The 26,997-nt window shown below is 61.0% G+C and carries 22 protein-coding genes, 1 tRNA gene and 1 other RNA gene; 11 read left to right on the top strand and 13 right to left on the bottom strand.

All coding sequences use genetic code 11. The features are described from left to right. Window positions 1-13: 13 nt before the first annotated feature. Both ttrR and ttrS read right to left on the bottom strand, forming a co-directional pair. The gene (ttrR, locus tag ACP39K_RS05270; RefSeq protein WP_243810445.1) at window positions 14-613 is read right to left on the bottom strand and encodes a tetrathionate respiration response regulator TtrR; all 600 of its coding nucleotides are present in this window, start codon (window positions 611-613) and stop codon (window positions 14-16) included. After that, entirely contained in the window at window positions 588-2,306 is a 1,719-nt protein-coding gene (ttrS, locus tag ACP39K_RS05265) for a tetrathionate respiration histidine kinase TtrS (RefSeq protein WP_497008383.1), read from the bottom strand. The genes ttrR and ttrS overlap by 26 nt, the downstream gene beginning before the upstream one ends. A 229-nt stretch (window positions 2,307-2,535) precedes the next feature. Between ttrS and ttrB the strand changes: the two genes are divergently transcribed. Genes ttrB through ttrA form a run of 3 tightly spaced genes read left to right on the top strand, consistent with a single transcriptional unit; the run spans window position 2,536 to window position 7,359 of the window. After that, window positions 2,536-3,273 (top strand): tetrathionate reductase subunit TtrB, encoded by a 738-nt coding sequence (gene ttrB, locus ACP39K_RS05260; RefSeq protein WP_497008339.1) that lies wholly within the window; start codon window positions 2,536-2,538, stop codon window positions 3,271-3,273. Further along, a complete protein-coding gene (gene ttrC / locus ACP39K_RS05255; protein WP_497008338.1) occupies window positions 3,270-4,295 on the top strand; it encodes a tetrathionate reductase subunit TtrC in 1,026 nt (341 codons plus the stop codon). Before ttrB ends, ttrC begins: the two co-directional genes overlap by 4 nt. Further along, window positions 4,288-7,359 (top strand): tetrathionate reductase subunit TtrA, encoded by a 3,072-nt coding sequence (gene ttrA / locus ACP39K_RS05250; RefSeq protein ID WP_497008337.1) that lies wholly within the window; start codon window positions 4,288-4,290, stop codon window positions 7,357-7,359. The genes ttrC and ttrA overlap by 8 nt, the downstream gene beginning before the upstream one ends. A 38-nt stretch (window positions 7,360-7,397) precedes the next feature. On the opposite strand, the gene ACP39K_RS05245 is transcribed toward ttrA, so the two are convergent. Beyond that, window positions 7,398-8,306, bottom strand: a complete 909-nt coding sequence (locus tag ACP39K_RS05245) for a LysR family transcriptional regulator (protein ID WP_048797350.1) — start codon at window positions 8,304-8,306, stop codon at window positions 7,398-7,400. Window positions 8,307-8,431: 125 nt separating this feature from the next. Here ACP39K_RS05245 and mhbT point away from each other — a divergent pair, with 125 nt between their 5' ends. Genes mhbT through maiA form a run of 4 tightly spaced genes read left to right on the top strand, consistent with a single transcriptional unit; the run spans window position 8,432 to window position 12,219 of the window. Next, window positions 8,432-9,781, top strand: coding sequence for a 3-hydroxybenzoate transporter MhbT (gene mhbT / locus ACP39K_RS05240; protein ID WP_033639827.1), 1,350 nt, complete (start codon window positions 8,432-8,434; stop codon window positions 9,779-9,781). Window positions 9,782-9,799: 18 nt separating this feature from the next. Beyond that, window positions 9,800-10,837, top strand: a complete 1,038-nt coding sequence (gene gtdA, locus ACP39K_RS05235) for a gentisate 1,2-dioxygenase (protein WP_497008336.1) — start codon at window positions 9,800-9,802, stop codon at window positions 10,835-10,837. Between the two features lie 15 nt (window positions 10,838-10,852). Continuing rightward, window positions 10,853-11,554: a fumarylacetoacetate hydrolase family protein gene (locus tag ACP39K_RS05230; RefSeq protein WP_025303616.1), complete on the top strand. Its 702-nt coding sequence runs from the start codon at window positions 10,853-10,855 to the stop codon at window positions 11,552-11,554. A 20-nt stretch (window positions 11,555-11,574) separates the two neighbouring features. Next, window positions 11,575-12,219 carry a maleylacetoacetate isomerase gene (gene maiA / locus ACP39K_RS05225; RefSeq protein ID WP_033641386.1) on the top strand — a complete coding sequence of 215 codons (645 nt, stop codon included), beginning with the start codon at window positions 11,575-11,577 and terminating at the stop codon, window positions 12,217-12,219. Between the two features lie 139 nt (window positions 12,220-12,358). Here maiA and ACP39K_RS05220 read toward each other — a convergent pair. The 4 genes from ACP39K_RS05220 to ACP39K_RS05205 form a co-directional block, all read right to left on the bottom strand. After that, window positions 12,359-12,488, bottom strand: a non-coding RNA gene (locus ACP39K_RS05220) — RtT sRNA. A gap of 34 nt (window positions 12,489-12,522) precedes the next feature. Next, window positions 12,523-12,599 (bottom strand) — tRNA-Pro (locus ACP39K_RS05215). Window positions 12,600-12,677: 78 nt separating this feature from the next. Then, window positions 12,678-14,459 (bottom strand): LPS biosynthesis-modulating metalloenzyme YejM, encoded by a 1,782-nt coding sequence (gene yejM, locus ACP39K_RS05210; protein ID WP_033639829.1) that lies wholly within the window; start codon window positions 14,457-14,459, stop codon window positions 12,678-12,680. 9 nt (window positions 14,460-14,468) lie between these two features. After that, window positions 14,469-14,696 carry a YejL family protein gene (locus tag ACP39K_RS05205; RefSeq protein ID WP_004935782.1) on the bottom strand — a complete coding sequence of 76 codons (228 nt, stop codon included), beginning with the start codon at window positions 14,694-14,696 and terminating at the stop codon, window positions 14,469-14,471. Between the two features lie 211 nt (window positions 14,697-14,907). Between ACP39K_RS05205 and yejK the strand changes: the two genes are divergently transcribed. Beyond that, the gene (yejK, locus tag ACP39K_RS05200) at window positions 14,908-15,915 is read left to right on the top strand and encodes a nucleoid-associated protein YejK (RefSeq protein ID WP_004935779.1); all 1,008 of its coding nucleotides are present in this window, start codon (window positions 14,908-14,910) and stop codon (window positions 15,913-15,915) included. A gap of 84 nt (window positions 15,916-15,999) precedes the next feature. Here the strand turns inward: yejK and rplY are convergent, their stop codons facing one another. Both rplY and radD read right to left on the bottom strand, forming a co-directional pair. Further along, window positions 16,000-16,284 carry a 50S ribosomal protein L25 gene (rplY, locus tag ACP39K_RS05195; RefSeq protein ID WP_004935776.1) on the bottom strand — a complete coding sequence of 95 codons (285 nt, stop codon included), beginning with the start codon at window positions 16,282-16,284 and terminating at the stop codon, window positions 16,000-16,002. A gap of 162 nt (window positions 16,285-16,446) precedes the next feature. Next, window positions 16,447-18,204: a DNA repair helicase RadD gene (gene radD / locus ACP39K_RS05190; RefSeq protein ID WP_048795726.1), complete on the bottom strand. Its 1,758-nt coding sequence runs from the start codon at window positions 18,202-18,204 to the stop codon at window positions 16,447-16,449. Window positions 18,205-18,522: 318 nt separating this feature from the next. Here radD and rsuA point away from each other — a divergent pair, with 318 nt between their 5' ends. The 3 genes from rsuA (at window position 18,523) to ACP39K_RS05175 (ending at window position 21,412) form a co-directional block, all read left to right on the top strand. Continuing rightward, a complete protein-coding gene (gene rsuA / locus ACP39K_RS05185) occupies window positions 18,523-19,236 on the top strand; it encodes a 16S rRNA pseudouridine(516) synthase RsuA (protein WP_033639831.1) in 714 nt (237 codons plus the stop codon). A 41-nt stretch (window positions 19,237-19,277) separates the two neighbouring features. Beyond that, window positions 19,278-20,474, top strand: coding sequence for a Bcr/CflA family multidrug efflux MFS transporter (locus ACP39K_RS05180; RefSeq protein WP_015378537.1), 1,197 nt, complete (start codon window positions 19,278-19,280; stop codon window positions 20,472-20,474). Between the two features lie 593 nt (window positions 20,475-21,067). Continuing rightward, the gene (locus tag ACP39K_RS05175; RefSeq protein WP_004935763.1) at window positions 21,068-21,412 is read left to right on the top strand and encodes a YejG family protein; all 345 of its coding nucleotides are present in this window, start codon (window positions 21,068-21,070) and stop codon (window positions 21,410-21,412) included. 8 nt (window positions 21,413-21,420) lie between these two features. Here the strand turns inward: ACP39K_RS05175 and yejF are convergent, their stop codons facing one another. Genes yejF through ACP39K_RS05155 form a run of 4 tightly spaced genes read right to left on the bottom strand, consistent with a single transcriptional unit; the run spans window position 21,421 to window position 26,964 of the window. After that, complete coding sequence (gene yejF, locus ACP39K_RS05170; protein ID WP_089184823.1) at window positions 21,421-23,031, bottom strand: microcin C ABC transporter ATP-binding protein YejF; 1,611 nt, start codon at window positions 23,029-23,031, stop codon at window positions 21,421-21,423. Window position 23,032: 1 nt separating this feature from the next. Further along, on the bottom strand, window positions 23,033-24,058 hold the full coding sequence (locus ACP39K_RS05165; RefSeq protein WP_015378535.1) for an ABC transporter permease: 1,026 nt from the start codon (window positions 24,056-24,058) through the stop codon (window positions 23,033-23,035). Beyond that, on the bottom strand, window positions 24,055-25,146 hold the full coding sequence (locus ACP39K_RS05160; RefSeq protein ID WP_016926973.1) for a microcin C ABC transporter permease YejB: 1,092 nt from the start codon (window positions 25,144-25,146) through the stop codon (window positions 24,055-24,057). The genes ACP39K_RS05165 and ACP39K_RS05160 overlap by 4 nt, the downstream gene beginning before the upstream one ends. Window positions 25,147-25,155: 9 nt before the next feature. Beyond that, complete coding sequence (locus tag ACP39K_RS05155) at window positions 25,156-26,964, bottom strand: extracellular solute-binding protein (RefSeq protein WP_273889691.1); 1,809 nt, start codon at window positions 26,962-26,964, stop codon at window positions 25,156-25,158. Window positions 26,965-26,997 lie beyond the last annotated feature (33 nt).

Raw genomic sequence — 26,997 nt, 5'->3', positions numbered from 1 at the left:
TTGCCTGATGCGATCATTCTTGCGCGGCGTGCGGTAAAACCTGCAGCTGAATCACCAATTCCGCCAGGCTGGCGGCCTGCATTTTCTCCATCACTTTCGCCCGGTGAACCTCTACGGTGCGCAGGGCGATATTCAACCGTTCCGCCATTTCTCTGTTCATCATGCCTCGCACCACCAACTGCGCGATGTCGCGTTCTTTCGGCGTGAGCGTGCGGTAACGGCCGCAAGTTTCATGGCGTCGCCAGGCTTTGGCCGAGACTTGCTGCGCCCGTTCGAGGGCGGCGATCAGCGGTTCAGCGGCGATCGGTTTTTGCAGGAAATCCACCGCGCCGTACTTCATCTGCTCCACCGCCATCGGCACGTCGCCATGGCCGGACAGGAACACCACCGCCAGCGTGCTGCCACGGAGGCGCAGCTCAGCGTAGGCCTGATGCCCATCGAGTATCGGCATCCGCATGTCCAGCAAGACGATCCCGGTCTGAAACAGATCGGCCTGCGCCAAAAAGCCGGCGCTGTCATTCCAGCATTGCACGTCGTGGCCGAGGCTGGTCAGCAAAAAATGGCAGGCGTCGGTGACGGCGACGTCATCATCCACCAGATGAATTAGCGACATGGTTTTCCTCATCATTCAATATGAAATGCAGGGTTACGCACAGCCCCTTGCGGCTGTCGGGGGCGAGGCGGTTAGCCAGCAGGATCTCGCCGCCGCCATAGCGGGCCAGGCGCCGGCAAATGGCCAACCCCAGCCCCATGCCGCCGGCTTTGGTGGTGTTGAAGGGACGAAAAGCCTGTTCCAGCCCGGCCGCACTCATCCCACCCGCGTTGTCCTGCAGATGCAACTCGATCGCCCGTTCGCGCTCGTCGGCGGAAAGCCAGACGGCGTTGGCCCCGGCCTGCGCCGCATTCAGCAGCAGGTTCGCCAGCAGCTGTTCCAGCAGCGCCGGCGGCAGGGTTAGCGTCAGCGAAGGTGGCACATTGTTGAACAACGTCAGGTCGGGATAGCGCGGCGTCAGGCGCAGCAGTGTCCACACCCGCTCGGCGGTTTCGCTCACCGCGATGGGGCGCCAGCTCGCTCTGTCTCCCTTCTCGCTGGGGGACTGGACCCACTGGCGCAGGTTATGAATCGTCTCGCCGCCGCGCTGCGCCTGCCGGTCGATATTTTCCAGCGGCGTCAGCAGCGGGTGCCCGGCGTCCGTTTTGCGCAGTTGGATCAGGCACCCCTGCGCATAGTGGCGAATAGCCGCCAGCGGTTGATTGAGCTCGTGTGCGAAGCCGGAGGCCATTTCCCCCAATACGTTCAGCTGTCTGGCATTCTCCAGCGCCTGCTCCTGTCGCCGCAGTTGCTCTCCGGCATGAAGCAACTGCCGCCCGCGCCGGCGTACCAGCAGCGCGATCCAGATATGGTTGACGATCAACAGCGCCAGCATCGCCAGCGACAGGCCGACGGCCGTCTGATGCTGGATCAGCCAGCTCTTGATATCCAGCCACAGCCGCCGCTGTTCCGGGTGTTGGTTGACGGCGCGCAGCAAGGCTTCCACCTCGCTGGTCGAGGCCGGGGCGCCCCACAGGAAGGGAGATTGCGGTGGGGCGGTCAGCAAGGCTTTTGCCACCGCATCCACCAGAGAGTTATCCACACCGGGCAGGGCGGCGAACGACCAGTTGGGGTAAAGCGGCGTGCTGGTGACGCAGGGAACCGATGTGGGCCGTTGCAACAGCGGGCGAAAATCCGCCGGGTTGATCAGGCCTTCCCGATCCATTTTCTCCAGCAGACAGACGGGAACGATGGCGGCCTGAATGGCGCGCTCGCGCAGCAGATAGAGCAGGGCATCGGCAGGGAAACCGGTAAAGCGCAGGTGAAAATCGCGCTCGGGCCGTATGCCGGCGTCGCTGAGCGCCTTATAACCGGTCAGATAGCCGCCGAAGGCCTGCGGATCGATGGCGCCCACCGTTTTGCCCATCAGCGCCTGCGGCGTCGTAATGCCGCTGTCGCGCCGCACCAAAATCACGCTGCCGATGATGTTGCCCGTTGCCCGATCGCCGTTGGCGGCGTGTAACGACGCCAGCCAGCGCAGATGATAGTGGCTGTTCAACTGCACGAACTGCGCCGGATTAGTGACCACGAACTGCACGCTGCCCCGATTGACCGCTTCGCGCATCTGCGCCAGATCGAGCGGCTGCAGGCGGAAGCGTTCACCGCCGACGCTGCCGTTGAGACTGTCGATCAGCGGCTGCCAGTCACGCGCGGTCGCCGCATCGCCGCGCATCGCCAGCACGCCGACCGACCACTCTCCCGCCTGTGCCGCCATACCCCAGCCGAGACTGAACAGCAGTAATAACACGACCCTCACAGCCCCTCCTGATGGGCAATCTACCTGCCGTCACTTGTTTTAGATCAACGTTAGGTTCGGTATGTGGTTAACCACAATAGAGCTGAGCCCAATGTCATTTTTACACTGTAAATCATCGACATTGTTTATTCATCTAACGGGCATCAATAGCGTGATCGGGGTGATGCCCAGGACGTGGGAGAGGCGCATGGATTTCGGTAAACGGCAGTTTTTACAGCGGCTGGGCGTGTTGACGGCGGGGGCTTCGCTGATCCCCGTGGCGGAGGCCGGGCTGACGTTAACGCCGACGCGGCGCGAGGGGGATGCGAGCCGCCGTTACGCGATGCTGATCGATCTGCGGCGCTGCGTAGGGTGCCAGGCTTGTACCGTGAGCTGCGCCATTGAAAACCAGACGCCGCACGGTGAGTTCCGCACCACGGTAAACCAGTACCAGGTCAGCCTCGAAGGCGAATCCGTCGCGACCAACGTGCTGCTGCCCAGGCTGTGCAACCACTGCGACAACCCGCCCTGCGTGCCGGTGTGCCCGGTACAGGCCACTTTCCAGCGTGAGGACGGGATCGTGGTGATCGACAACACGCGCTGCGTGGGGTGTGCCTATTGCGTGCAGGCCTGCCCGTACGATGCCCGTTTTATCAATCACGCCACCCAAACGGCGGACAAATGCACCTTCTGCGTGCATCGGCTGGAGGCGGGATTGCTGCCGGCGTGCGTGGAGTCGTGCGTGGGGGGAGCGCGGATCATCGGCGATATGCGCGATCCGCACAGCACGCTGAGCAAGATGCTGCGGCGCCACGAGGCCGAGATCAACGTCCTCAAGCCGGAGAACCAAACCGCGCCCCATGTGTTTTATCTGGGGCTGGATGACGCCTTCGTCACGCCGCTGCCGGGGCGGGCGCAGGTTGCCTTATGGGGGGAGGAACGATGAGTCGCCAACTGATGATCGCAGAAGTGCTGAGCCAGCCGCAGGCGGTGAGCTGGCTGCCGTGGGCCGTGCAATATTTCTTCTTTATCGGCATCGCCGCCTGCGCCGCGCTGCTGGCCTGCGTGTGGCGCTGGCGCGGTGGGGACAACGCCGCACGCCTGGAGCGCGCGGCGCTGTTTATCGGGCTGACGTGCGCCATCACCGCGCCGCTGGCGTTGACCGCCGACCTGCATCAAACCGCTCGCTTTTGGCATTTCTACGCCTACCCGACGCCCTGGTCGTGGATGCCGTGGGGCGCGCTGTTCTTGCCGCTGTTTACCCTGCTGATCGGCCTGTGGTTTATCGCGATTGAATTTACGCGGCTGACGGGCAGACCGGTTGCGCTGCTGCGTGGGATAGCGCCCGCCTGCGCGCTGGTGGCTATCGGCCTGCTGTTGTACACCGGGCGAGAGGTTTCCATCGTGCGCGCCCGCCCAATCTGGTTCAGCTACGGATTTCCGATCGTGATGTTCCTCAGCGCGCTGCAGGCGCTCTTGGCCTTGCTGCTGCTGACATTGCGCGAACGGCCCGATCTGCAAGCGCCGCTGGCGCGCGGGATGCTGCTGACGTTGCTGCTGCTTGGCGGGGCGATCCTGCTGTGGGGATGCGGCGATACGTTATCCGGCGCGGCGGTACGCCACTGGCTGCAGACGCAGGCGATGGCGCGCCGGTATGCCGCGGGATGGATTGCGCTGTGGGGGCTGACGCTGGCCTGCGCCGCCTGGATCGGCTATCGGCGCTTGCCGCGCGGCGGCGCGCCGCTGCTGGTGGCCGGCGCACTGGGGCTGAGCTGGCTGATGCGCTGGACGCTGTTGATCGAGGTACAAACCATCCCGAAATTCAACGCGTCTAACTCCCCTTATAGCCTGCCGCTCGGCACCGACGGTTTGCTGGCGATCGTCGGCACCTTCGGGTTGTGGCTGGCGTTAATGATCATGGTGCGTGAAGCACAGGCGTTTTTACTGCGGAGAAAACAACATGGCTAAACTCACCCGGCGTCAGTGGTTGAAAGTGGGCCTGGCCTTCGGCGGGCTGTCCGCTTTTGGCCTGAGCTATCGCGAGGTCGCCAAACGGGCGATCGACGGCTTGATTCACGGCACTTCAGGGCGGGTGACTCTGGATCGTATCAACGGCAACTCCCTGCCGCCCGAAGGACGGGCAATGCCGGAGTGGCAAGGCAATCCGCAGCAGGCCATCTCGATGACCCAGTGTTTCGGCTGCTGGACGCAATGCGGCGTGCGGGTGCGGGTGGACAGGCAGACCGACCGGGTATTGCGCATTGCCGGCAACCCGTATCATCCGCTGTCTCAGGAACGGCACGTCGACTCTGCGTTGCCGCTGCAGGACGCGTTGGCGCAGCTGGGCGGCGAAAGCGGCCTCGACGCCCGCTCCACCGCCTGCGCGCGCGGCGCCACGTTGCTGGAGGGGCTTTACAGCCCGCTGCGCGTGCTGGAGCCGATGAAGCGCGTCGGCAAACGCGGCGAGGGCAAGTGGCAACGCATCAGCTTTGAGCAGTTGATCGCCGACGTGGTGGAAGGCGGCGATCTGTTCGGCGAGGGGCATGTGGACGGCCTGCGGGCGATCCGCGATCTGGAGACGCCGATCGATGCCCGACGGCCGGGGCTGGGGCCGAAAGCCAACCAGCTATTGGTGACCAACGCCGGTGACGATGGGCGCGACGGCTTCCTGCGGCGTTTCGCCCAGAACAGTTTCGGCAGCAAAAACTTCGGCGCGCACGGCGCTTACTGCGGGCTGGCCTACCGTGCCGGTTCCGGCGCGTTGATGAACGATCTGGACAAAAATCCGCACGTAAAACCCGACTGGGAACAGGTCGAATTCGCGCTGTTTATGGGGACTTCGCCGGCGCAGTCCGGCAACCCGTTCAAGCGCCAGGCTCGGCAACTGGCCAGCGCCAGATTGCGCAGCGAGTTCCGTTATGCGGTGGTGGCGCCAGCGCTGCCGCTGACCACCACGTTGGCGGACGATCATGGCCATTGGATCCCGATATTGCCGGGCACCGACTCGGCGCTGGCGATGGCGATGATCCGTTGGATCCTCGACAACCGGCGTTATCAGGCCGCTTATCTCGCCATCCCGTCGGAGGCCGCCATGCAACGCGCCGGCGAGAAGAGCTGGACCAACGCCACGCATCTGGTGATCGCCGAGAGCGAGCATCCGCGCGCGGGGCAGCATTTGACGTTGGCCGATCTGAACGGCGCCGGGTCGGCGTCGCCGCTGGTGGTCAACGGCGCGGGTGAGCTGGTGGCGGCCGAGACGTGCGACAGCGCAGAGCTGTGGGTAAGCCGTACGGTGACGCTGCACGATGGCGCGCAGGTGGGGGTGAAAAGCGGCTTCCAGTGTTTGAAAGAGGCCGCCGATAAGCTGTCGCCGGAGGCGTACAGCCGGCAATGCGGCGTGCCGGTGGCACGCATCGCGGCACTGGCCGAGGCTTTTACCGCCCACGGGCGCAAGGCGGCGGTGATCGCCCATGGCGGGATGATGGCGGCGAACGGGTTTTACAATACCTGGTCGGTGATGATGCTTAACGTGCTGATCGGCAACCTGAGCCTGGCGGGGGGCGTGTTCGTTGGCGGCGGTAAATTCAATGGCTTCGCCGAGGGGCCGCGCTATAACCTGGTCGAGTTTCCCGGCCTGGTAAAACCGAAGGGGCTGAATATCGCGCGCAGCAAGGCCGCCTATGAAACCTCTGACGAATACCGCGAAAAAGTGGCGGCGGGCGTTTCCCCCTGGCCGGCCAGGGCGCCCTGGTATCCGTTCGTCGCCGGGCAACTGACCGAACTGCTGACATCGGCGTTGGCGGGGTATCCGTACGGGCTGAAAGCCTGGATTTCGAACATGACCAACCCCTTGTACGGTATCGCCGGGTTGCGCGGCGTGGCGGAGGAACGATTGAAAGATCCGGCGCGTTTGCCGCTGTTTATCGCCATCGATGCGTTTATCAACGAAACGACGGCGCTGGCCGACTATATCGTCCCGGACACCCATAATTTTGAGAGCTGGGGGTTCAGCGCCCCCTGGGGCGGCGTCGCCAGCAAGGCCACTACCGCGCGCTGGCCGATAGTGACGCCGGCGACCGCGAAAACGGCGCAAGGGCAGCCGATTTCCATGGAGGCGTTTTGCATCGCCGTCGCTAAACGCCTGGCGCTGCCGGGGTTCGGCGATCGCGCTATCGGCGACGGTCAGGGCGGGCAGCTGCCGCTCAACCGCGCCGAGGATTATTATCTGCGCGCCGCCGCCAACGTGGCGTTTGCCGGCAAGGCGCCGGTGCCGGCCGCGAGGGCGGACGACCTGACGCTGAGCGGCGTCGATCGCTTGTTGCCGCAGCTTGCGCAGACGCTGCGCGCCGATGAAATCGACCGCGTGGCGTTTATTTACAGCCGCGGCGGCCGATTCGCGGATCATGACAGCGGCCGCCGCGACGGCAGCGTGGGCAACCGCTGGGAGAAACCGCTGCAGATCTGGAATGCGGAAGTGGCGAAGCACCGGCATGCGATCACCGGCGAGCGTTTCAGCGGCTGCCCCACCTGCTATCCGGCGCGTTTGTCGGACGGCCGCGCGGTGGAAGCGCTCTACCCTGAACGGCAGTGGCCACTGCGCCTGATGTCCTTCAAATCCAACGTGATGAGCAGCTCTACCGCGGTGATCCGGCGCCTGCACGACGTGAAGCCGGTGAACCTGGTGGCGCTGAATCCGGCGGACGGGGCGCGTTTCGGCATTCAACACGGCGACCGGGTGCGCATCAGCACGCCGGGCGGCAGTCGAGAGGCGCAGATCAGTTTACTGGCGGGCGTGATGCCCGGTGTGATCGCGGTGGAACACGGCTACGGCCACCGGGAGATGGGGGCCAGCCAGCACTACCTGGACGGTGAACCGCTGGCGATGGATGAGCGCATCGCCGCCGGCATCAACCTCAACGATCTGGGGTTTGCCGATCCGACGCGCGAAGTGCCGAATACCTGGCTGGATTGGGTGACCGGTGCGGCGGTGCGTCAGGGGATCCCTGCGACCATCGTCAAGCTTTCTGCGTAGGCGCAGCCGTAAATCTGCTGTGGCTGCAGGTGGGGGTGTTAAGCCTGCGTCAGCAGCTGCAAAAAGCGGCTCAGCGCGGCAAAAGGCGGTTCGCTGTTGCGCCAGAAGACGCCCACGCTGCCTTTCTGCTCTATCTTCGGCAGATTCAGGATCGCCAACTGCCCCTGGCTGGCATAACGCTGCGCCAGCCGTAGGGAAAGAATGGAGATCATATCGCTGCTTTGCAGCAGGTTGGTACTGACGTTCATGGATGCCGATTCAACCGTGTTTTCGGGCAGCATCACGCCGTTATCCGCCAGCGCATTATCAATGCTGAGGCGGATGGGCGTGCCGGTCGGCCAGACAATCCAGCGCCAGTGGGTGAGATCGCGCCAGGTGAGGGAGGCGGATTTTGCCAGCGGATGGTGAGGGCGGGCAACAAAGCATACCGGTTCGGTGTAGAGCACTTGATAGTTGAGCGGCAGTTGCAGCGCCCGCCCGCCAACGCGGCCCACGACGACGTCCACCGCGCCCGCGAGCAGATCGTGCAGCAGCGGGGTCATCACCTTTTCCTCAATATTGAGATGCAGCGTTGGCATTTCTTGCAGCAGGCTCAATATGGCCTGCGAAACGCAGTCGGTGGCGACCGGCGAACAGCCGATTTTCAGGCTTCCCACCAGCCCGCCTTGCTTAAAGCGGGCGATTTCAGACTGCGAACGCTCCAGATCATTGATCAAACGCTGCGCATGCTGAAGCAGCAATTTCCCCCCCTCGGAGGGGCGCAGCCCTTTGCTATGCCGCTCAAACAGCGTGATCCCAATCTCATCTTCGAGCTGTGACAACCATTTTGACAGAGCGGGTTGGGAGATGTTCATCATCCGGGCAACGTGGGTCAGATTTCCCTGCTCGCCCAACGCCACCAACATTTGCAGATGGTGAAGTTTCATTTTCTGCGCCCAGTTCGCCATTTGCTATAACCCTCCGGTTATGTCTCCGCCTGAAAAGCCATTGTACATTTTATCGCTAAGGATACAAATTCGTAACATACCTAAAACAAGACAGACATCTTCCTACCCGCACCGAGGCGCTCACTATGACTCAATGGCGTGATTTACAAGCTCTGATCGATGCTGCTCCCATCGGTAAGACGCAGTGGCGCGTTATCATCTGCTGCTTTTTGGTGGTGATGCTGGATGGTTTTGACACCGCCGCCATTGGTTTCATCGCACCCGACATCCGCGCCCAGTGGCAACTGACCGCCGGTGAACTGGCGCCGCTGTTTGGCGCGGGGCTGCTGGGGTTGACAGCGGGTGCACTGCTTTGCGGCCCGCTTGCTGATCGCTTTGGCCGCAAGCGTGTCATCGAGCTTTGCGTGGCGCTGTTTGGCGCGCTGAGCCTGATTTCGGCCTTCTCACCCGATCTGTCAACGCTGGTCGTTTTGCGTTTTCTCACCGGCCTGGGATTGGGGGGCGCGATGCCGAACACCATCACGATGACCTCTGAATATCTGCCCGCTCGCCGCCGTGGCGCGCTGGTCACGCTGATGTTCTGCGGTTTCACGCTCGGTTCAGCCCTGGGCGGGATCGTCAGCGCCCAACTGGTGCCGGTGATGGGGTGGCACGGCATTTTGGTGCTCGGTGGCGTTTTGCCGCTGATGCTCTTTGTGGTGCTGCTGTTTGCCCTGCCGGAATCCCCGCGCTGGCAGGTTCGCCGCCAACTGCCGCACAAGGTGATTGCCAAAACGGTCAGCGCCATCACCCGAGAGTGCGATGAAGAAACCCATTTTTATCTGAGCGAAGCCGCCACGGCGGCCAAAGGCAGCATCAGCCCGCTGTTTGCCGGCCGCCAGTTGCGTATCACCCTCATGCTCTGGGCGGTTTTTTTTATGAGCATGCTGATCATCTACCTACTCTCCAGTTGGTTGCCGACGCTGCTTAACCACCGCGGTATTGATCTGCAGCATGCCTCCTGGGTGACCGCCGCTTTCCAGATGGGGGGCACGGTGGGGGCGCTGGGGCTGGGCGCGTTGATGGACAAATACAATCCCTTCCGGGTCTTGGCGGTGAGCTACGCCTTAGGCGCCGTCTGTATCGCCATGATTGGCCTGAGCGAGAACGGCCTATGGCCGATGGCGCTGGCGATCTTCGGCACCGGCATCGGCATCAGCGGTTCGCAGGTTGGGCTGAATGCCTTGACCGCCACGCTCTATCCGACGCAAAGCCGGGCGACCGGCGTCAGCTGGTCCAATGCCATTGGCCGCTGCGGCGCGATTGTCGGCTCGCTTGCCGGCGGCGTGATGATGGCGATGAATTTCTCATTCGATACGCTATTTTTCATTATTGCCGTGCCGGCGGCGATCAGTACGGTGATGTTAATGCTGCTGACGGCTGTCGTTCGCCAGTCTGCCCCAGCCCCTGATACGTTGCCTCGCGCAGCGTCGTGAATGAAAAGGAGAATCCCTATGCCTGAACGCAATCAGGATGTTAATCCCAGCCGCCAGCAGTTCTACCGGCATATTTCAGGGCAGAACCTGACCCCATTGTGGGAGTCGCTGCACCATTTGGTGCCGCCGACGCCGAATGCAAACTGCGCCCCGGCTTACTGGAACTATCAGGCGATTCGCCCGCATCTGCTGGCCAGCGGCGAGTTGATTGGCGCCAAAGAGGCGGTTCGCCGCGTGCTGGTGCTGGAAAACCCGATGCTGCGCGGACAGTCCTCCATCACCCCGACGCTGTATGCCGGATTGCAGTTGATCATGCCGGGCGAAGTCGCGCCGAGCCATCGCCATAATCAGTCGGCATTGCGGTTTATCGTCGAAGGGAAAGGGGCATTTACCGCCGTTGACGGTGAACGTACGCAAATGCAAGAAGGCGACTTCATTTTGACGCCGCAGTGGCGCTGGCACGATCACGGTAATCCCGGCGAGGAGCCGGTGGTATGGCTGGACGGGCTGGATTTGCCGCTGGTGAACCTGCTGGGTTGCGGTTTCGCGGAAGACTATCCGCAAGAGCAGCAGCCCGTGACGCGCCAGGAGGGGGATTATTTACCGCGCTATGCGGCCAATATGCTGCCGCTGCGCCACCAGAAAGGCAACTCATCGCCCATTTTCAACTACCGCTACGATCGCAGCCGGGAAGCGCTGCATGACCTCACCCGCATGGGGGACGCCGACGAATGGGAAGGGTACAAGATGCGCTACGCCAACCCGGTGACCGGCGGCTACCCCATGCCCTCGATGGGCGCCTTCCTGCAGCTGCTGCCGAAAGGCTTTTCCTCACGGAAAGCGCGAACCACGGACAGCACCATTTATCACGTGGTGGAAGGGCGCGGTCAGGTCAGCATCGGTAACGAAACCCTTCACTTTTCGGCAAAAGATATCTTCGTGGCGCCGACCTGGTTCGACGTGTCGTTCCAGGCGGACGAAGACACCGTGTTATTCAGTTTTTCGGACCGGCCGGTTCAGGAAGCCCTGGGACTGTTCCGTGAAGCACGTTATTAATTTGGGAGAGACAAAATGACGCAATACGTATTTGCACCGCAAGCCCCCGTGACGGTTCCTGTCGTGGGGAGTGATAAACAGTTTCCCGTGCGCCGTGTCTACTGCGTCGGGCGCAACTATGCCGCGCATGCCCGCGAAATGGGCTTTGACCCGGATCGTGAGCCGCCGTTTTTCTTCTGCAAGCCTGCCGATGCGGTGGTGCCGGTGGCGGCCGGCGAAACGCTGGCGTTGCCGTATCCGTCGCAAACCGACAACTATCACTACGAAATCGAACTGGTGGTGGCGATTGGTAAACGGGGGAGCGATATTCCGCTGGAAAAGGCGCATGAATACATTTGGGGATATGCCACAGGCCTGGACATGACCCGCCGCGATCGGCAGATGGACATGCGTCAGATGGGGCGCCCATGGGAAATCGGCAAGTCGTTCGATCTTTCTGCGCCCATCGCGCCATTGCATAAAGCCGGCGACAGCGCAGACGTGAACAACGCGCCTATCTGGCTGCAGGTCAACGGCAGCGATCGCCAGCGCAGCGATATCCGCCATCTGATCTGGTCGGTGAATGAAACCATCAGCTATCTGTCCGGCTTTTTTGAGCTGCAGCCCGGCGATCTGATTTTTACCGGCACGCCGGAAGGGGTAGGCGCGGTGGTGAAAGGCGATGTGATTACCGGCAATGTTGAGGGGCTAACCCCTATCGCCGTGAAGATTGTCTGAGGCCGATTCAGAGGTGAATGATGAAGCTGTACAGTTTTTTTAATAGCTCAGCCTCCTACCGCGTGCGCATTGCGCTGGCGCTGAAAGGCCTCCATTACCAGACGGTGGGGGTCAATATTCGCATCGGGCAGCAGAATGAGCTGGCTTATCGGCGCATGAACCCGGTCGGGCTGGTGCCGACGCTGCTCACGGACGACGGCGAGTCTCTCAGCCAGTCGCTGGCGATTACCGACTGGCTGGATCGCCATTTCCCTCAGTCGCCGCTGTTGCCGGCGGCCGATCCGGCGCGCAGCCGGGTACTGGAAATCGTCTATGTCATTGCCTGTGATATTCACCCGGTCAATAACCTACGGGTGTTACGCTACCTGAGTGAAGAGCTGAAGGTGAGTGAGGAAGAGAAAAAACGCTGGTATGCGCACTGGATCCGCCAAGGGCTGAGCGCCGTAGAACAGCTGTTGCTCCAGAGGCCGCCAGGCCCCTTCTGCGTTGGCGATACCCCGACGTTGGCGGATTGCTGCTTGATCCCTCAGTGGGCGAATGCCCTGCGGATGGGGTGCGATCTGAGCGGGTATCCGCGCTGTAAGGCGGTTTACGACGCCTGTACTCAGCTCCCGGCGTTCATCGCCGCGGCGCCCGAAAACCAACAAGACAAAATTTCAGCCTGAGCCTGGTAAGGAGAAAGGCCATCGCTAACGCGAGGCGCGCAATGATCGTTGGGGGAGACCGTGGCGCAGCGGCTGCGCTCTCATCCTCTCGACGCGCAGACGAAAAAAAACCTGCTGTAACAGCAGGTTTTCTTGAATTTGGTCGGCATGAGAGGATTATGCGCATCTTCGATGCTTGCCCTGCGGGCCGTTGCTAAAGCAACGTTGTCTCACTACGTTCGGCTCAAACCTCCTTCGGAGATTCTCATCCTCTCGACGCGCAGACGAAAAAAAACCTGCTGTAACAGCAGGTTTTCTTAAATTTGGTCGGCATGAGAGGATTCGAACCTCCGACCCCCGACACCCCATGACGGTGCGCTACCAGGCTGCGCTACATGCCGACGCTATGAAAAATCATACTACCGATTCCCGATGTTAATGCAAGCGCCTCGCCACTTGATTGCTTTAGTTTTAAGCAGTTAGTTGGCGATAAAGCGTTTTACATCGGTCAACACCTGCAACAGCAGAGCAAGCTGCGGTTTCTCGTCCTTTATCTCTTCGCCGTTCTGATCGTAGACACGATAGTTACCGCTGTTGTCCAGCATCAGCGTTTGTGTCGGCGTGGTTATCACCAGCTGGTTGCCATCGCCGGTGGCGATCCAGTTGTTGCGGCGCTGGGCGGTGAACAGATCCTCGCCTTGCGAATAGTCTTTCGGCGCGGTTTTTACGTGCAACAGGCGTTGCATCAAGGTGCGCATGACGTCGTTATGGCCGGTCAGCTTGCTGATGGTCTGCGCCGGGGTGCCCGGCCAGTGGATCACCAACGGCACCTGTAGCTGCGCCTGGTTGAAGGCGGTGCCGGCGCCCCATTGGCCTTTGCCGCTGTCGTTGAACTCGACGCCGTGCTCGGCGGTGATTACCACCACGGTTTTATCCAGCAGGCCGCGCTGTTTCAGCGTGTCCAGCACCTGGGCTATCTGGGTATCCACATCTTGCGCACCGGCGCGATAGCGCCGAATAAAGTCGGCCGGGACCGGTTTTTTGTCGCCTTCGGTCGGCTCGGCGCCGCTGAAGTTGATATAAGAGAACCACGGCTCTTTGCTACCCTGCTCTGCCAGCCAACGCTGCCATTGCTGGGTGGTCTGGGCGTCGCTTTGCGGCGCCGGCGTCGGCAGCGAGAAGTCGGTCAACAGGGCCTGGCGGTACAGGCTGGCATTGAAGCCATCGGAGGAGAACAGCCCCAGCTGGTAGCCCCGATCGCCGAGCGCATTGATCAGTGCCGACGGCTTGCGGCCGGCGAGCACGCTGTCCAGATAGGTCGGGGAAATGCCGTAGAACAGGCCGAACAGCCCGGTATCGGCATGGTTGCCCGAACTGTAATGATCGCTGAAACGCACGTTTTCCTGGGCGAAGCGGGTCAGGGTTGGCATGTCCTGCGCCACGTCTTTGGCGCGAATGCCGTCCACTACGATCATCAGCAGGTTATAGCCGCTGCCTTGATCGCCGTAGCTGAGATCGCTGAGCGGATACTCCACCGACACCGCTTCCGGGTTGCCCTGTTGCACCAGACGGCGCTCATACTCTTGCTGGTCGAGCAGGCCGTGTTTTTCGAGGAACTTGCGCGCGGTCATCGGGTACGAGAGCGGCAGGTTGGCCCGCTGCATGGTGATCGGGCGATAGAAGTTGGCGTCAGCCCAAATGTAAATCAGGTGCGACGCGAAAAAGGCGCTGATAAACAGCGCCGCCAGCGGTTTGCCGAAGCGGCGGCGGTTCAGGCTGCGCAGCTTCTGCCAGCTCCAGGTGCCGAACAGCATCTCCACCAGGAAGATCACCGGCACGCAGATAAACATCAGCTGCCAGTCACGCGACAGTTCGCTTTGATCCGGGTTGACCACCAGATCCCACACCACCGGATTGAGGTGCAGGTGGAAATGGGAGAACACTTCGCTGTCGACCAGCAACAGCGTGAGCCCGATGGTGGCCAGCGCGGCGGAAATAAATCGCAGCAGCCGCTGCGACATCACCACGAAGGTGAGCGGGAAGATCACCAGCAAATAGCCGGCGAACACGATAAAGCTGAAATGCCCCAGCACGCTGACAAAGGCATAGACCCGGCCCAGCAGGGATGCGGGCCAGTCGGTGACAAACAGGTAGCGGCTGCCCAGCCCAAGGGCGAGCAGGATGTTGAATAAGGCGAACCAGTGCCCCCAGCTGATCATCTGGGAGACTTTTTCACGATAACGCTGACGGTTTGTCACCATAAGTCAATATTAATGTGCTTTATCTTCACGGACAGAAGCCTGCAGGGCTTCCGCGAACGATCTTGCCAGGGTTTTCCGCTGCGCGGGGGCAACGCTGGTGTTGATCAAATTAGTGACCATGTTGCCCAGCACCATCAGGGAAAGATCGGTGGGGGTATGGTGTTTTTCCAGAACATTGACCAGCTCTGAGAGCAGTTGTTCAACGTGTTCGTCACTGTAACGGGATGATTGTGGCATAAAATTGCGCTTAGTAATCTGCAAAGTGCCCTATCTTACCGTATAGGGCAGTGATTTTCCGCTCTTTTATCACTTCCTGTCATTTGGGGAAGGGGGCGCCCGTGGCGGGGCTGCTCCTCGCAGCGCCTTTCCGGTTTGCCGCGGCTTTTTAGTATTGCAGGGCGGGGTCTTCAGTGTTTGAATACGCGCCTAAAGAACAGGAGGATTTATCATGAGTCTGGATATCGACCAGATCGCTCTGCACCAATTGGTGAAACGCGACGAGCAAACGCTGGACGTGGTGTTGCGCGATACCTTGCTTCCCACCAACGCGGCGGTGGAAGAAATGATGACGGAACTGCATCGCGTCTACAGCGCCAAGAGCAAGGCCTTGGGCCTGTTCAACGAAGGCAGCGAGCTGGCGGAAGCGCTGCGCACTTGCCGCAAGGACGATAAGGACTTTCTGGCCTTCAGCCGCGCGGCGACCGGCCGCCTGCGCGACGAACTGGCGAAGTATCCGTTTGCCGAAGGCGGCGTGGTGCTGTTCGGCCAATACCGTTATCTGGCGGTGGAGTACTTGCTGATCGCGGTGCTGAACAGCCGTAATAGCATGCGCGTCAACGAAGAACTGGATATCAACACCACGCACTATCTGGACATCAACAACGCCGATATCGTCGCGCGCATCGATCTGACCGAATGGGAAACCAACCCGGAATCGACCCGCTATCTGACCTTCCTGCGCGGGCGCGTAGGCCGCAAGGTCGCCGACTTCTTCATGGATTTCCTGGCGGCGTCCGAAGGGTTGGACACCAAGGCGCAAAACCGCGGGCTGCTGCAGGCGGTGGACGACTACTGCGCCGATGCGCAGTTGGACAAGAACGAGCGCCAGTCGGTGCGCCAACAGGTGTACAGCTACTGCAACGAACAGCTGCAGGCGGGCGAAGAGATTGAACTGCAGGCCCTGTCGCAGGAGCTGTCGCCGGTCGGCGAGAAAGACTTCATGCAGTTCTCCAGCGAGCAAGGGTATGAGTTGGAGGAAAGCTTCCCGGCGGATCGCGGCACGCTGCGCCAGCTGACCAAATTTGCCGGCAGCGGCGGCGGCATCAGCCTGAATTTCGACGCCATGCTGCTGGGCGAGCGCATTTTCTGGGATGCGGCCACCGACACGCTGACCATCAGAGGCACGCCGCCGAACCTGCGCGATCAGCTGCAACGCCGGACCGGCAGCGGCAAGTAAGCGCGCCGAATCGCAGACAATAAAAAACGCCGCAATTGCGGCGTTCTTTATTTCGGCGTCCCGAAAGGTTCGAAAACGTAGCGATTAAACGCGAACGAAGTCGATGTGAGCCAGTTTTGGCTTGAACGGGTGACGCTGTACAGCCTGAACCTTAACTTTGGTTTCTTTACCGTCGATAACCAGAGTTACTGCTTCGCTGTAGAATTCTGGTTTAGCTTCCATGTTCTTAACAGAATCATGGTCCAATTCGATGGAAACTGCAGCTTCTTTGCCACCGTAAACGATAGCTGGGAATTTGTTTGCTGCACGCAGGCGGCGGCTCGCACCTTTACCCTGGTCTTTACGTACTTCTGCATTGATAGTGAACATTGTTTTTTCTCTTAAAAGAAAATTTACCCTGCTACAGGCGACCCAAGTAGCAAGTTCGGAAATCCGCTTTAACGCCGGGCAGGCCCAGGTAAAGCGCGCGGCATTTTAACGGAAAGCCGCCTGCAGGGCAACGAAAACCTGTCCAGATTGAGGACCGTTCGCTCAGGTCAATTGATTGGCGCGGCGGAAACGGCCTTGATAATCGAACACTTTCTCGCGCACTTGCCAAAACTGGCCGCGTTTGCGCGCCACCACGAAATCCGGATGGCGCAGCGCCTGCTGTTGCGCCAGCACGTCGGCGGCGGTGTGCCAGGCGAACGGCACGCCCGGTGCGCGCTGGTGCGGGCGCAGGAACAGCATCTCGAACGCTTTGCGCTGCGCCGGCGTCTGCAGGCGGAAACGCTCGCTGGTGCTGGTGCCGTCCTCGTCGTAATAGGTGGCCTTCAGCCATTCGCCCTTGTCATCGCGGCCGCTTTGCAGCTCCATGCCGCCGCAGCGCAGCACCAGCGCGTCTTTCAGCTTCAGCGCCGCCTTCAGCATGTCGTCGGGATCGACCAGCACCTCCTGACACTGATGGCAGCGGCGTGCGGCGATGTCGTTCTCCGCGCCGCAGTGCGGGCAGCTCTTGAACCGGAAGCGGTAATCGCACTGTTCGCGGTGGCCGTCGTCGTCTTCCAGCCACCCCTGGCAGCGGCGGCCGTAGTGCTCGATAATGTCGCCGTTCTCGGTGCACTTGCCCCAGAACAGATTGGCGAAGCCGCAGGCCGGGCAGAACACCTGCACCGGCTGGCTGTCGCCGTGCGGCTTGCTGACGCCGACCTCCGGCGTGAACAGATCGTGCGGGTTGCCGGCGTAATCGAGGATCAGACAATCTTCCTTGCCGGGCGCCAGCCGCAGCCCGCGGCCGACGATCTGCTGATACAGGCTGACGGACTCGGTCGGGCGCAGGATCGCGATCAGATCGACGTGCGGCGCGTCGAAACCGGTGGTCAATACCGCGACGTTGACCAGATAGCGCAGCCGCTGCTGTTTGAACGCCTCGATCAGCGCATCGCGCTCGGCGGGCGGCGTTTCGGCGCTGACCAGCGCGGCTTCGCCGTTCGGCAGCAGGCCGTGGATCTCGCGGGCGTGTTCGACGGTGGCGGCGAAGATCATCACGCCTTTGCGATCCTCAGCGTATTCCACAATCTGGCTGATGATGTGCGGCGTGACGCGGTTTTGCCGCTTCAGCTCGCGGTTCAGATCCGCTTCGCTGAACAGGCCGTTGCTTCTGGCCTCCAGCCGGCTGAAATCGTACTGCACAATCGGCATGTCCAGCCGCTCAGGCGGCACCAGGAAGCCGTTCTTAATCATATAGCGCAGCGGCAGCTCATAGATGCAGTCGCGAAACAGGCTGGCGCCGTCGCCACGGGTGAAACCGTGGTAGTGATACTGGTAAATCCAGCCCTTGCCCAGACGATAGGGCGTGGCGGTCAACCCCAGCAGCCGCAGCTGCGGGTTGGTTTTCTGCAAATGCTGGATGATTTGTTGGTACTGGCTGTCGTCGTCATCGCTGATGCGGTGGCATTCATCGACGATCAGCAGCGAAAAGGCGCCGTCGAACAGCGGCAGGTTGCGCGCCACCGACTGCACGCTGCCGAACACCACCTTGCCGGCGCTTTCTTTTTGTTGCAGGCCGGCGGCGAAGATGTCCGCCTCCAGGCCGTAGGCGCAGTATTTGGCGTGGTTTTGCGCCACCAGTTCCTTGACGTGCGCCAACACCAGCACCCGCCCACGGGCGCGCTTCGCCAGTTCGGCGATCACCAGGCTTTTGCCGGCGCCGGTCGGCAGCACGATCAGCGCCGGTTCGGGACGCCGCCGGAAATGGTTGATGGTGGCTTCGACCGCTTCCAGTTGGTAGGGGCGTAGGGTAAAGGCCATAAATGAACGCCGTAGAGTGGAATGGGCCGCCGGGTACAGATCTTGTCGCCTCCGTTCCCACAGAAACAGCGGCATTTTACGCCCCGGGCGGCCGAAAAATTTCTACTATTATGCCTTCTGCGCGCGCGCGGTGCGAGAAGCGTGAAAATTACCTCTGTCGGGCAACGCGTAGTGTCGCTATACTTGTGTGACAGCAATCGCTGTTCCCCCACGCGATTTCCCCCCTGAACCTGCTATTTGCACCCGGTGCAACGGCGGGCGTCATATTTTGGCAATACGATCAATGCGATCATAACAACGACAGGCAAAGCAGATCCCATGCGATTGGACAAGTTTTTATCTCAGCAGTTAGGCATCAGCCGTGCGCTGGTCGCGCGCGAACTTCGGGCTAAACGCGTCACCGTGGACGGTGAGGTGGTGAAGAGCGGGGCGATTAAACTGACCCCGGAGCAAGAAGTGGCGTTCGACGGCAATCCGCTGCAGCAGCAGAACGGCCCGCGCTATTTCATGCTCAACAAACCGCAGGGCTACGTCTGCTCTACCGACGATCCCGATCATCCGACGGTGCTGTATTTCCTCGATGAGCCGGTCGCGTACAAGCTGCACGCCGCCGGGCGGCTGGATATCGACACCACCGGGCTGGTGCTGATGACCGACGACGGTCAATGGTCGCACCGCGTCACGTCGCCGCGCCACCACTGCGAGAAAACCTATTTGGTCACGCTGGAGCACCCGTTGGCGGAAGACACCGCGCAGCGTTTCGCTGAAGGGGTGCAACTGCACAACGAGAAAGATCTGACGCGGCCGGCGACGCTGGAGCAGGTCGACGAGCACGTGGTGCGCCTGACCATCAGCGAAGGGCGCTACCACCAGGTGAAGCGGATGTTCGCCGCCGTCGGCAACCGGGTGATCGCGTTGCACCGCGAGCGCATCGGCGCCATCGTGCTGGATGACGATCTGGCGCCGGGCGAATACCGCCCATTGACGGAAGAAGAGATCGCCAGCGTGGGCGCGCCGCACCTGCAGGACTGATAACCGATCATTGATTGCGGCCGATTAAGGAGTCGTGGAACGTGCAACAGAACCGAACCTCTCATCTCGGTTTGATTTTCATTCTGGGCCTGTTGTCCATGTTGATGCCTTTGGCCATCGACATGTACCTGCCCAGCATGCCGGTGATCGCCGCCCAGTTTGGCGTCGAGTCCGGCAGCGTGCAGATGACGCTCAGCGCCTATATGCTCGGCTTCGCCTTCGGGCAGCTGTTCTATGGGCCGATGTCGGACAGCATCGGCCGCAAGCCGGTGATCCTGTGGGGAACGCTGATCTTCGCCATCGCCGGCTGCGCCTGTGCCATGGCGCAGTCTATCGATCAGTTGATCGGGCTGCGTTTCCTGCATGGTTTGGCGGCGGCGGCCGCCAGCGTGGTGATCAACGCCCTGATGCGCGATATGTTCACCAAGGATGAGTTCTCGCGCATGATGTCGTTCGTCATTCTGGTGATGACCATTGCGCCGCTGCTGGCGCCGATGATCGGCGGCGCGCTGTTGCTGTGGTTCAGCTGGCACGCCATCTTCTGGACCATGGGCGCCGCGGCGCTGATCGGTTCGCTGCTGGTAGCCTTGTTCATCAAGGAGACGTTGCCGAAAGAGCGGCGACAACGGTTCCACCTGCGCACCACGCTGGGCAACTTCGGTTCGCTGTTCCGCCATAAGCGGGTGCTGAGTTATATGTTGGCCAGCGCCTTCTCGTTTGCGGGCATGTTCTCGTTCCTCAGCGCCGGGCCGTTCGTCTACATCGAACTGAACCACGTTTCGCCGCAGCATTTCGGTTACTATTTTGCGCTGAACATCGTCTTCCTGTTCCTGACGACGCTGATCAACAGCCGCAACGTGCGGCGCTTCGGCGCGGTCAAGATGTTCAAGCTGGGGTTGCTGGTACAGCTGGCGATGGGGCTGTGGCTGATGGCGGTGAGCACCGTGGGCCTGGGATTCTGGGCGCTGGTGATCGGCGTTGCGGTCTATCTGGGGTGCATCGCGATGATCTCCTCCAACGCCATGGCGGTGATCCTGGATGATTTTCCGCATATGGCGGGCACCGCTTCTTCCCTGGCCGGCACGTTGCGCTTCAGCATCGGTGCGTTGGTGGGGGCGGTGCTGTCGATGGCGCCGGGCAAAAGCGCTTGGCCAATGGTCACCTCGATGGCGCTGTGCAGCATCGTGGCGGTGCTGTTCTATGTTTACGCCAGCCGGCCGCGCGATCGCGCAGCCTGATGTTCTCCCGATGCGGGGCGTGTCGCTCCGCATCGTCACGGGGTTGCGCCCTGCCATTTCAGGGGGCAACCGGCAATGAAAAATTTGTTGCTAAATATACGCAAGCTAATTAATTGGCCGTTTTCCCATCTGTGTGCTTTTTGTTAAAAAAATCCGCCAGCGTGCCGCCCAATATTCCCCGAGTAGCGCGGCGCGCTGTTGGCTGAGCAGCGCGGGGGTTTGTATTAGGGTTGATGTAAATCAAGGTATTAGCAACAGTGCCTGCGCTAACGTGATGGGTAAGATGTTTCTTCATTGTAAAAATATGGCGACGAAAAAGTAGTCGCATTGCAAGAAAAAAGAGTTGAGATCGCTGCGGGAAAGGGTTACATATAACGCAAAAATGCGAGCTGAGTCGCAAAATGCCGTGAAATAACACCGCACGGCGCGCCAAAAAGTGGCACGGCATCGGCAAGCACGGGGTCAGGTTAATGGCTTGCGGCAAAATTTACATTTAAATAACATTTGTGCGCGGCAGAGTCGGGAGTCAACGGCTATAACTTAGTAACCCTGTCAGGTAAAAGTGTTTCACCTTTTCAAACTAGGGATTTCATGTGGAGAGTATCCAACTTTCGGTAGTGCATCGCTTGCCGCAAAGTTATCGTTGGCTATCCGGTTTCACCGGCGTGAAGGTCGAACCGATTCCGTTTAACGGAATAGACGAAGATAACAACCTGATTGGGCTGAAGTTGCTCAGCCATGAAGGGGCCGAGGCTTGGCAGGTCATGCAACAGCTCAATCTGTCGTTGCAGGAGATTCAGGTCGACTGTGCGATCGTCGAATGGGAAGGGGAACCTTGCCTGTTCGTGCAGCGCAGCGACGAGAGCGCCACCATGTGCCGCCTGAAAAACGTCGGCGCCGCGATCGCCGAACCGCTCAGCGCGCAATACCCCTTCTGAATTCGCCGCTAATCCGCCAACTGCAGCAGTTGACGGGTATAGTCGGCCGCGGGCGCCGCGAAAATCGCCCGGCAGTCTCCCTGTTCAACCACTTCCCCCTGTCGCAGTACGATGACCTGGTGACATAGCGAACGCACCACCTGCAGGTCATGGCTGATGAACAGATATGCCAACCGATGGCGTTGCTGCAGCGATTTCAGCAGCGTCAGGATCTGCGCCTGCACCGATTTATCCAGTGAAGAGGTCGGCTCGTCGAGGATCAGCAGCTGCGGCTGCAGGATCAGCGCGCGCGCGATGGCGATACGCTGGCGTTGGCCGCCGGAGAACTCGGTGGGATAGCGGTGGCGAAGCTGCGGATCCAGGCCGACTTCCCGCAACACCGCGATCACGCGTTGTTCCCGCTGCTCGGGGCTAAGTCGCTGGTGCACCTCCAGCCCCTCGGCGATGATCTGCTGCACGCTCAGGCGCGGATTCAGTGCGGAATAAGGATCCTGGAAGACGATTTGCATTCGGCTGCGGTAGGGCAGCATCTGTTTCATCGTGAGCGGGTGCAGCGGTTCGCCGTCGAACCAGATGGCGCCCTGCGAGGCCAGCAGACGCAATAGCGCAAGCCCGGTGGTGCTTTTACCCGAGCCGGATTCTCCCACCAGCCCCACGCTTTCCCCGGCGCGCAGCTCGAAACTCAATGATTTCAATGCATAATGATAATCCACCGTGCGGCGCAGCAGGCCACGCCGAATGGGGAAGCGCACCTGCAGATCTTCCACCTTGAGCAGCGGCCGCTCGTCGCCGGAGCGCGCGTTGGCCGCGGCAGGCAACGGCAGCGGCTCACCGACGTCTTCGGCGGCCAGCAGCTGCCGCGTGTAGGGATGCTGCGGCCGGCTGAACAGCTGCGCGCGGCCGTTTTGTTCTACGCAGCGCCCCTGGCGCATCACCGCCACGTTGTCCGCCAGGCGGCGCACGATATTCAGATTATGGGTGATAAACAGCAACCCCATGCCCATCTCTTGCTTCAGCTCTTGCAGCAGCGTCAGGATCTGCGCCTGGATAGTCACGTCGAGCGCGGTGGTGGGCTCGTCGGCGATCAGCAGTTTCGGGCGGGTCAACACCGCCATGGCGATCATCACCCGCTGGCGTTCACCGCCGGACAGCTGATGCGGGTAATCCTGCAGCCGGCTCTTGGCCTGACGGATGCCGACGCGCTCCAGGCATTCGACGATCTCTGCGCGCGCGGCTTCGCGCCGCAGGCCGCGGTGCAGCATCAGCACTTCCGCCAGTTGCTTCTCGATGGTGTGCAGCGGATTGAGCGACACCATCGGTTCCTGAAAGATCATCGCGATCTGATTGCCGCGCACCTTGCGCAGTGCCGCTTCCGGCGCATGCAACAACGACTCGCCGTTGAACAGAATATCGCCGGCAGGGTAAACCACCGGCGGCGCGGGCAGCAGACGCAGTATCGACAGGGCGGTGACGCTTTTGCCGGAGCCGGATTCCCCTACCAGCGCCAGCGTTTCCGCCGGCGCTATTTGCAGCGAGAGTTCGTTGACCACCGGCGTGACGGTGTCGCCCTGGCGGAAGGCGATGCTGAGATCCTGAATAGCGAGCAAAGGAGTGGCCATATCAATGCGCCTTGCTGGGGTCAAAGGCGTCGCGCACCGCTTCGCCGATAAAGATTAATAACGACAGCAGCACTGCCAATACCAGGAAGGCGGTGATGCCGAGCCACGGCGCCTGCAGATTGTTTTTGCCTTGCAGCAGCAATTCGCCGAGCGACGGCGAGCCTATCGGCAGACCGAAACCGAGGAAATCGAGCGACGTCAGGGTGGTGATCGAGCCGCAGAGGATAAACGGCAGGAAGGTCAGCGTCGCCACCATGGCGTTGGGCAGCATATGGCGGGACATGATTACCCGATCCGGCACGCCCATGGCGCGCGCGGCGCGGATATAGTCAAAATTGCGGGTGCGCAGGAATTCGGCGCGCACCACGCCCACCAGGCTCATCCAGCCGAACAGGATGGTGATGCCGAGCAGCCACCAGAAATTGGGCTGGACGATGCTCGACAGTAGAATGATCAGAAACAGCGTCGGCATGCCCGACCACACTTCGATAAAGCGCTGCCCCCACAGATCGAAACGCCCGCCGTAATACCCCTGCGTCGCGCCGACGCACACGCCGATCAGGCTGGAAAACAGCGTTAGCGCCAGGCCGAAAAGCATCGAAATGCGAAAACCGTACAGCACCCGGGCCAGCACGTCGCCGCCGTTGCTGTCGGTGCCCAGCAGGTTGTGCCGCGAAGGCGGCGAAGGGAAGGGCACCTCGGTGGCGAAGTTGATGGTGTCGTAACTGAAGCGGATCGGCGCCCAGACCGCCCAGCCGTGCCGTTCGATCTGCCGCTGCACGAACGGATCCTGATAGTCGGCTTCGGTATTCAGTTCGCCGCCGAAGGCGGTTTCGCTGTAGCTAATCATAAACGGCAGGTACAACCGGCCTTCATAACGCACCAACAGCGGTTTGTCGTTGGCGATCAGATCGGCGGCCAGGCTCAGGGTGAACAGCACCAAAAAGATCCACAGCGACCAGTAGCCGCGGCGGTTGCGGCGAAAACGCGCCCAGCGCGCCTGGTTGATCGGGCTAAGGCGGCTCATTGGCGGGCCTCGAAGTCAATGCGCGGATCGACCAGGGTGTAGGTGATATCGCTGAGGATATTCAACAGCAGGCCGATCAGGGTGAAGATATACAGCGTGCCGAACATCACCGGGTAGTCGCGCTGCAGCGTGGCGTCGTAACCCAGCAGCCCCAGGCCGTTGAGCGAGAACATCACCTCGATCAGCAGTGAGCCGGTGAAGAACATGCTGATAAAGGTGGCCGGAAAACCGGCGATCACCAGCAGCATGGCGTTGCGGAACACGTGGCGGTACAAGATTTTTTTCTCGTCCAGCCCTTTGGCGCGGGCGGTGGTGACGTACTGTTTGCGGATCTCGTCGAGGAACGCGTTTTTGGTCAGCATGGTCAGGGTGGCGAAGCCGCCGATCACCGTCGCCAGCACCGGCAGGGTGATATGCCACAGATAGTCGGCGATCTTCGCCGGCCATGAGAGGGTGTCGAAGTTGCTCGATACCAGGCCGCGCAGCGGGAACCAGTCCAGGTAGCTGCCGCCGGCGAACAGCACGATCATCAGAATGGCGAACAGAAAAGCCGGAATGGCGTAGCCGATGATAATCAGCGTGCTGCTCCAGGTATCGAACGCGCTGCCGTTGTGGACGGCCTTGCGGATGCCGAGCGGGATCGACACCAGATAGATGATCAGCGTGCTCCAGAGGCCCAGCGTGATGGAGACCGGCAGGCTCTGGCCGATCAGCTGCATCACCGAAGCGCCGCGAAACAGGCTGTCGCCAAAGTCGAAGCGCATATAGTTCCACAGCATGGTGAAGTAGCGCTCGTGCAGCGGTTTGTCGAAGCCGTAACGTTGGGTGATCTCGGCGATCACCTCCGGATCCAGGCCGCGCGAACCGCGATATTGGCCGTCGCCAGCCGCGATGCCCGTCCGGGCGTGGCCCAGGCCTTCGCCGACACCGCCGCTGCCAAACCCGCTGCCGTGCCCGAGCTCGATGGCGGCGATGGCCTGATCGACCGGACCGCCGGGGGCGATTTGCACGATAAAAAAGTTGATGGTGATGATCGCCCACAGCGTGGGGATCACCAATAACAGTCTGCGTATCAGATAGGCCGCCATTCCGACTCCTTATTGCCGCTGAGCCGGTAAGCGCGCCGCCTTGTTGACGTCGTACCACCAGTTGTCGAAGCCGATCGCATAGGCCGGGCGAATCGACGGCGTGGAGAATTTGTCCCAATAGGCGTAGCGGTCGTGGTTGGAGTACCACATCGGCAGCATGTAGTTGTTCCAGGTCAGCACCCGGTCCAGCGCGCGGCCGAGCGGCAACAGGGCTTTCTCGTCGCCCTGATGGGCGGCGATTTGCCTGACCAGGCTGTCGACCGCCGGATCTTTGACGCCGGGGGTGTTATAGCTGGAATCGATGTACTGCGAATCCCACAGAATTTGCAGATCGGCGCTGGGGAACGGCATCGCCATATACACCGTCGACATCATGTCGAAATCGCGCTCGCGCATGCGGCGGGTGTACTGCGAGGCGTCAATCTCGCGGATTTGCATATCGATGCCCAACCGTTGCAGGTTGTGGCGGAACGGCAGCACGTACTGGAAGTTGCTGCCGCTCAGCAACATCAGTTCAAAGGTGAACGGCTGGCCGGTTTTGGCGTTGACCAGCTTTTGATTTTTGACCACCCAACCGGCTTCTTTCAGCAGTTGGGTCGCCTTCAGCAGGTTTTGTCGATCGTTGCCGCTACCGTCGGAGGAGGGCGGTTGGTAGATGCTGGTAAATACCTCCGGCGGTATCTGGCCCTTGAGCGGTGCCAGCAAGGCCAGTTCAGCGGCGTCCGGGTAGCCGCGGGCGGCGTAGGCGGTGTTTTGGAAATAGCTGTCGGCGCGCTGATAGGCGTTGTAATACAGCGCCTTGTTCATCCAGTTAAAATCGAAAGCCAGGCCGATCGCTTCCCGTACCCGGCGATCGGCGAACAGCGGTTTTTGCAGATTGAACGCCAGCCAGCGGGTATTCTGCGCCGCCTGGTTGGTCTCGTCTTGCTTGATGATGTAGTTGCGCGCGAAGTTGCCGCCCTGATATTGGGTGGCCCAGCTTTTGGGCGACGGCTCGATGCGGAAATCGTAAGCGCCGGCCTTGAAGGCTTCCAGCGCCACTTTATCGTCCAGGTAATAATCGTAGCGAATGCTGTCGAAGTTATAGCGGCCGCGATTCACCGGCAGATTGGCGGCCCAGTAGTCGCGCACCCGCTGATAGGTGATGTACTGGCCGAGGCGGTAATCGCCGATTTTATACGGGCCGCTGGCGAGCGGCGGGGTGCTGAGCGGTTCGTTGAGCTTATGGTTTTTCCAGAAGCTTTCCGGCAATACGCGCAGGCTGAGCAGGCTGAGGATTTGCTCACGGTTCGCCTTAGGCAGCTCGATGCGCACCGTCAGCCGGGAAATGGCCTTGACCGTGACGTCTTTGTAAAAGGAGCGAAACTGCGGCACGCCTTCGGCCATGAATTTATTGAAGGTAAAGGCCACGTCGGCGGCGGTGATCGGGCTGCCGTCCTGGAAGCGGGCGCGGGCGTTGATATCCAATTCCATCCAGCGCATGTCGGCCGGGAAACGGGCCGATTCGGCAATCAGCGGGTAATAGCTGCCGGGTTCGTCGTCGGAGTTGGTGAACAGCGTATCGTACAGCTCCATCGTGCGCTCGCCGGGCACGCCGCGGGTAGCGAAGCGGTTGAAGTTGTCGTAGGTGCCGATGGCCGCCAGCCGCACGTCGCCGCCCTTGGGCGCCGCCGGGTTGACGTAGTCGAAATGGCTGAAGTCGGTGGCGTATTTCGGTTCACCGAGAAGGGCGAAAGCGTAGCTTTCGTTGAGGGCTTCGGCCCGCAGACCGAAGCTCAGTGCCGAGAGCACCAGAGCAGCGAAAATGCGCACGGACATCAGACGGTAAGCTCCTGCTGTGGAATAAAGTAC

The sequence above is a fragment of the Serratia sp. EC4 genome (assembly GCF_059652115.1).
This window is presented reverse-complemented; position numbering and strand designations above follow the sequence as displayed.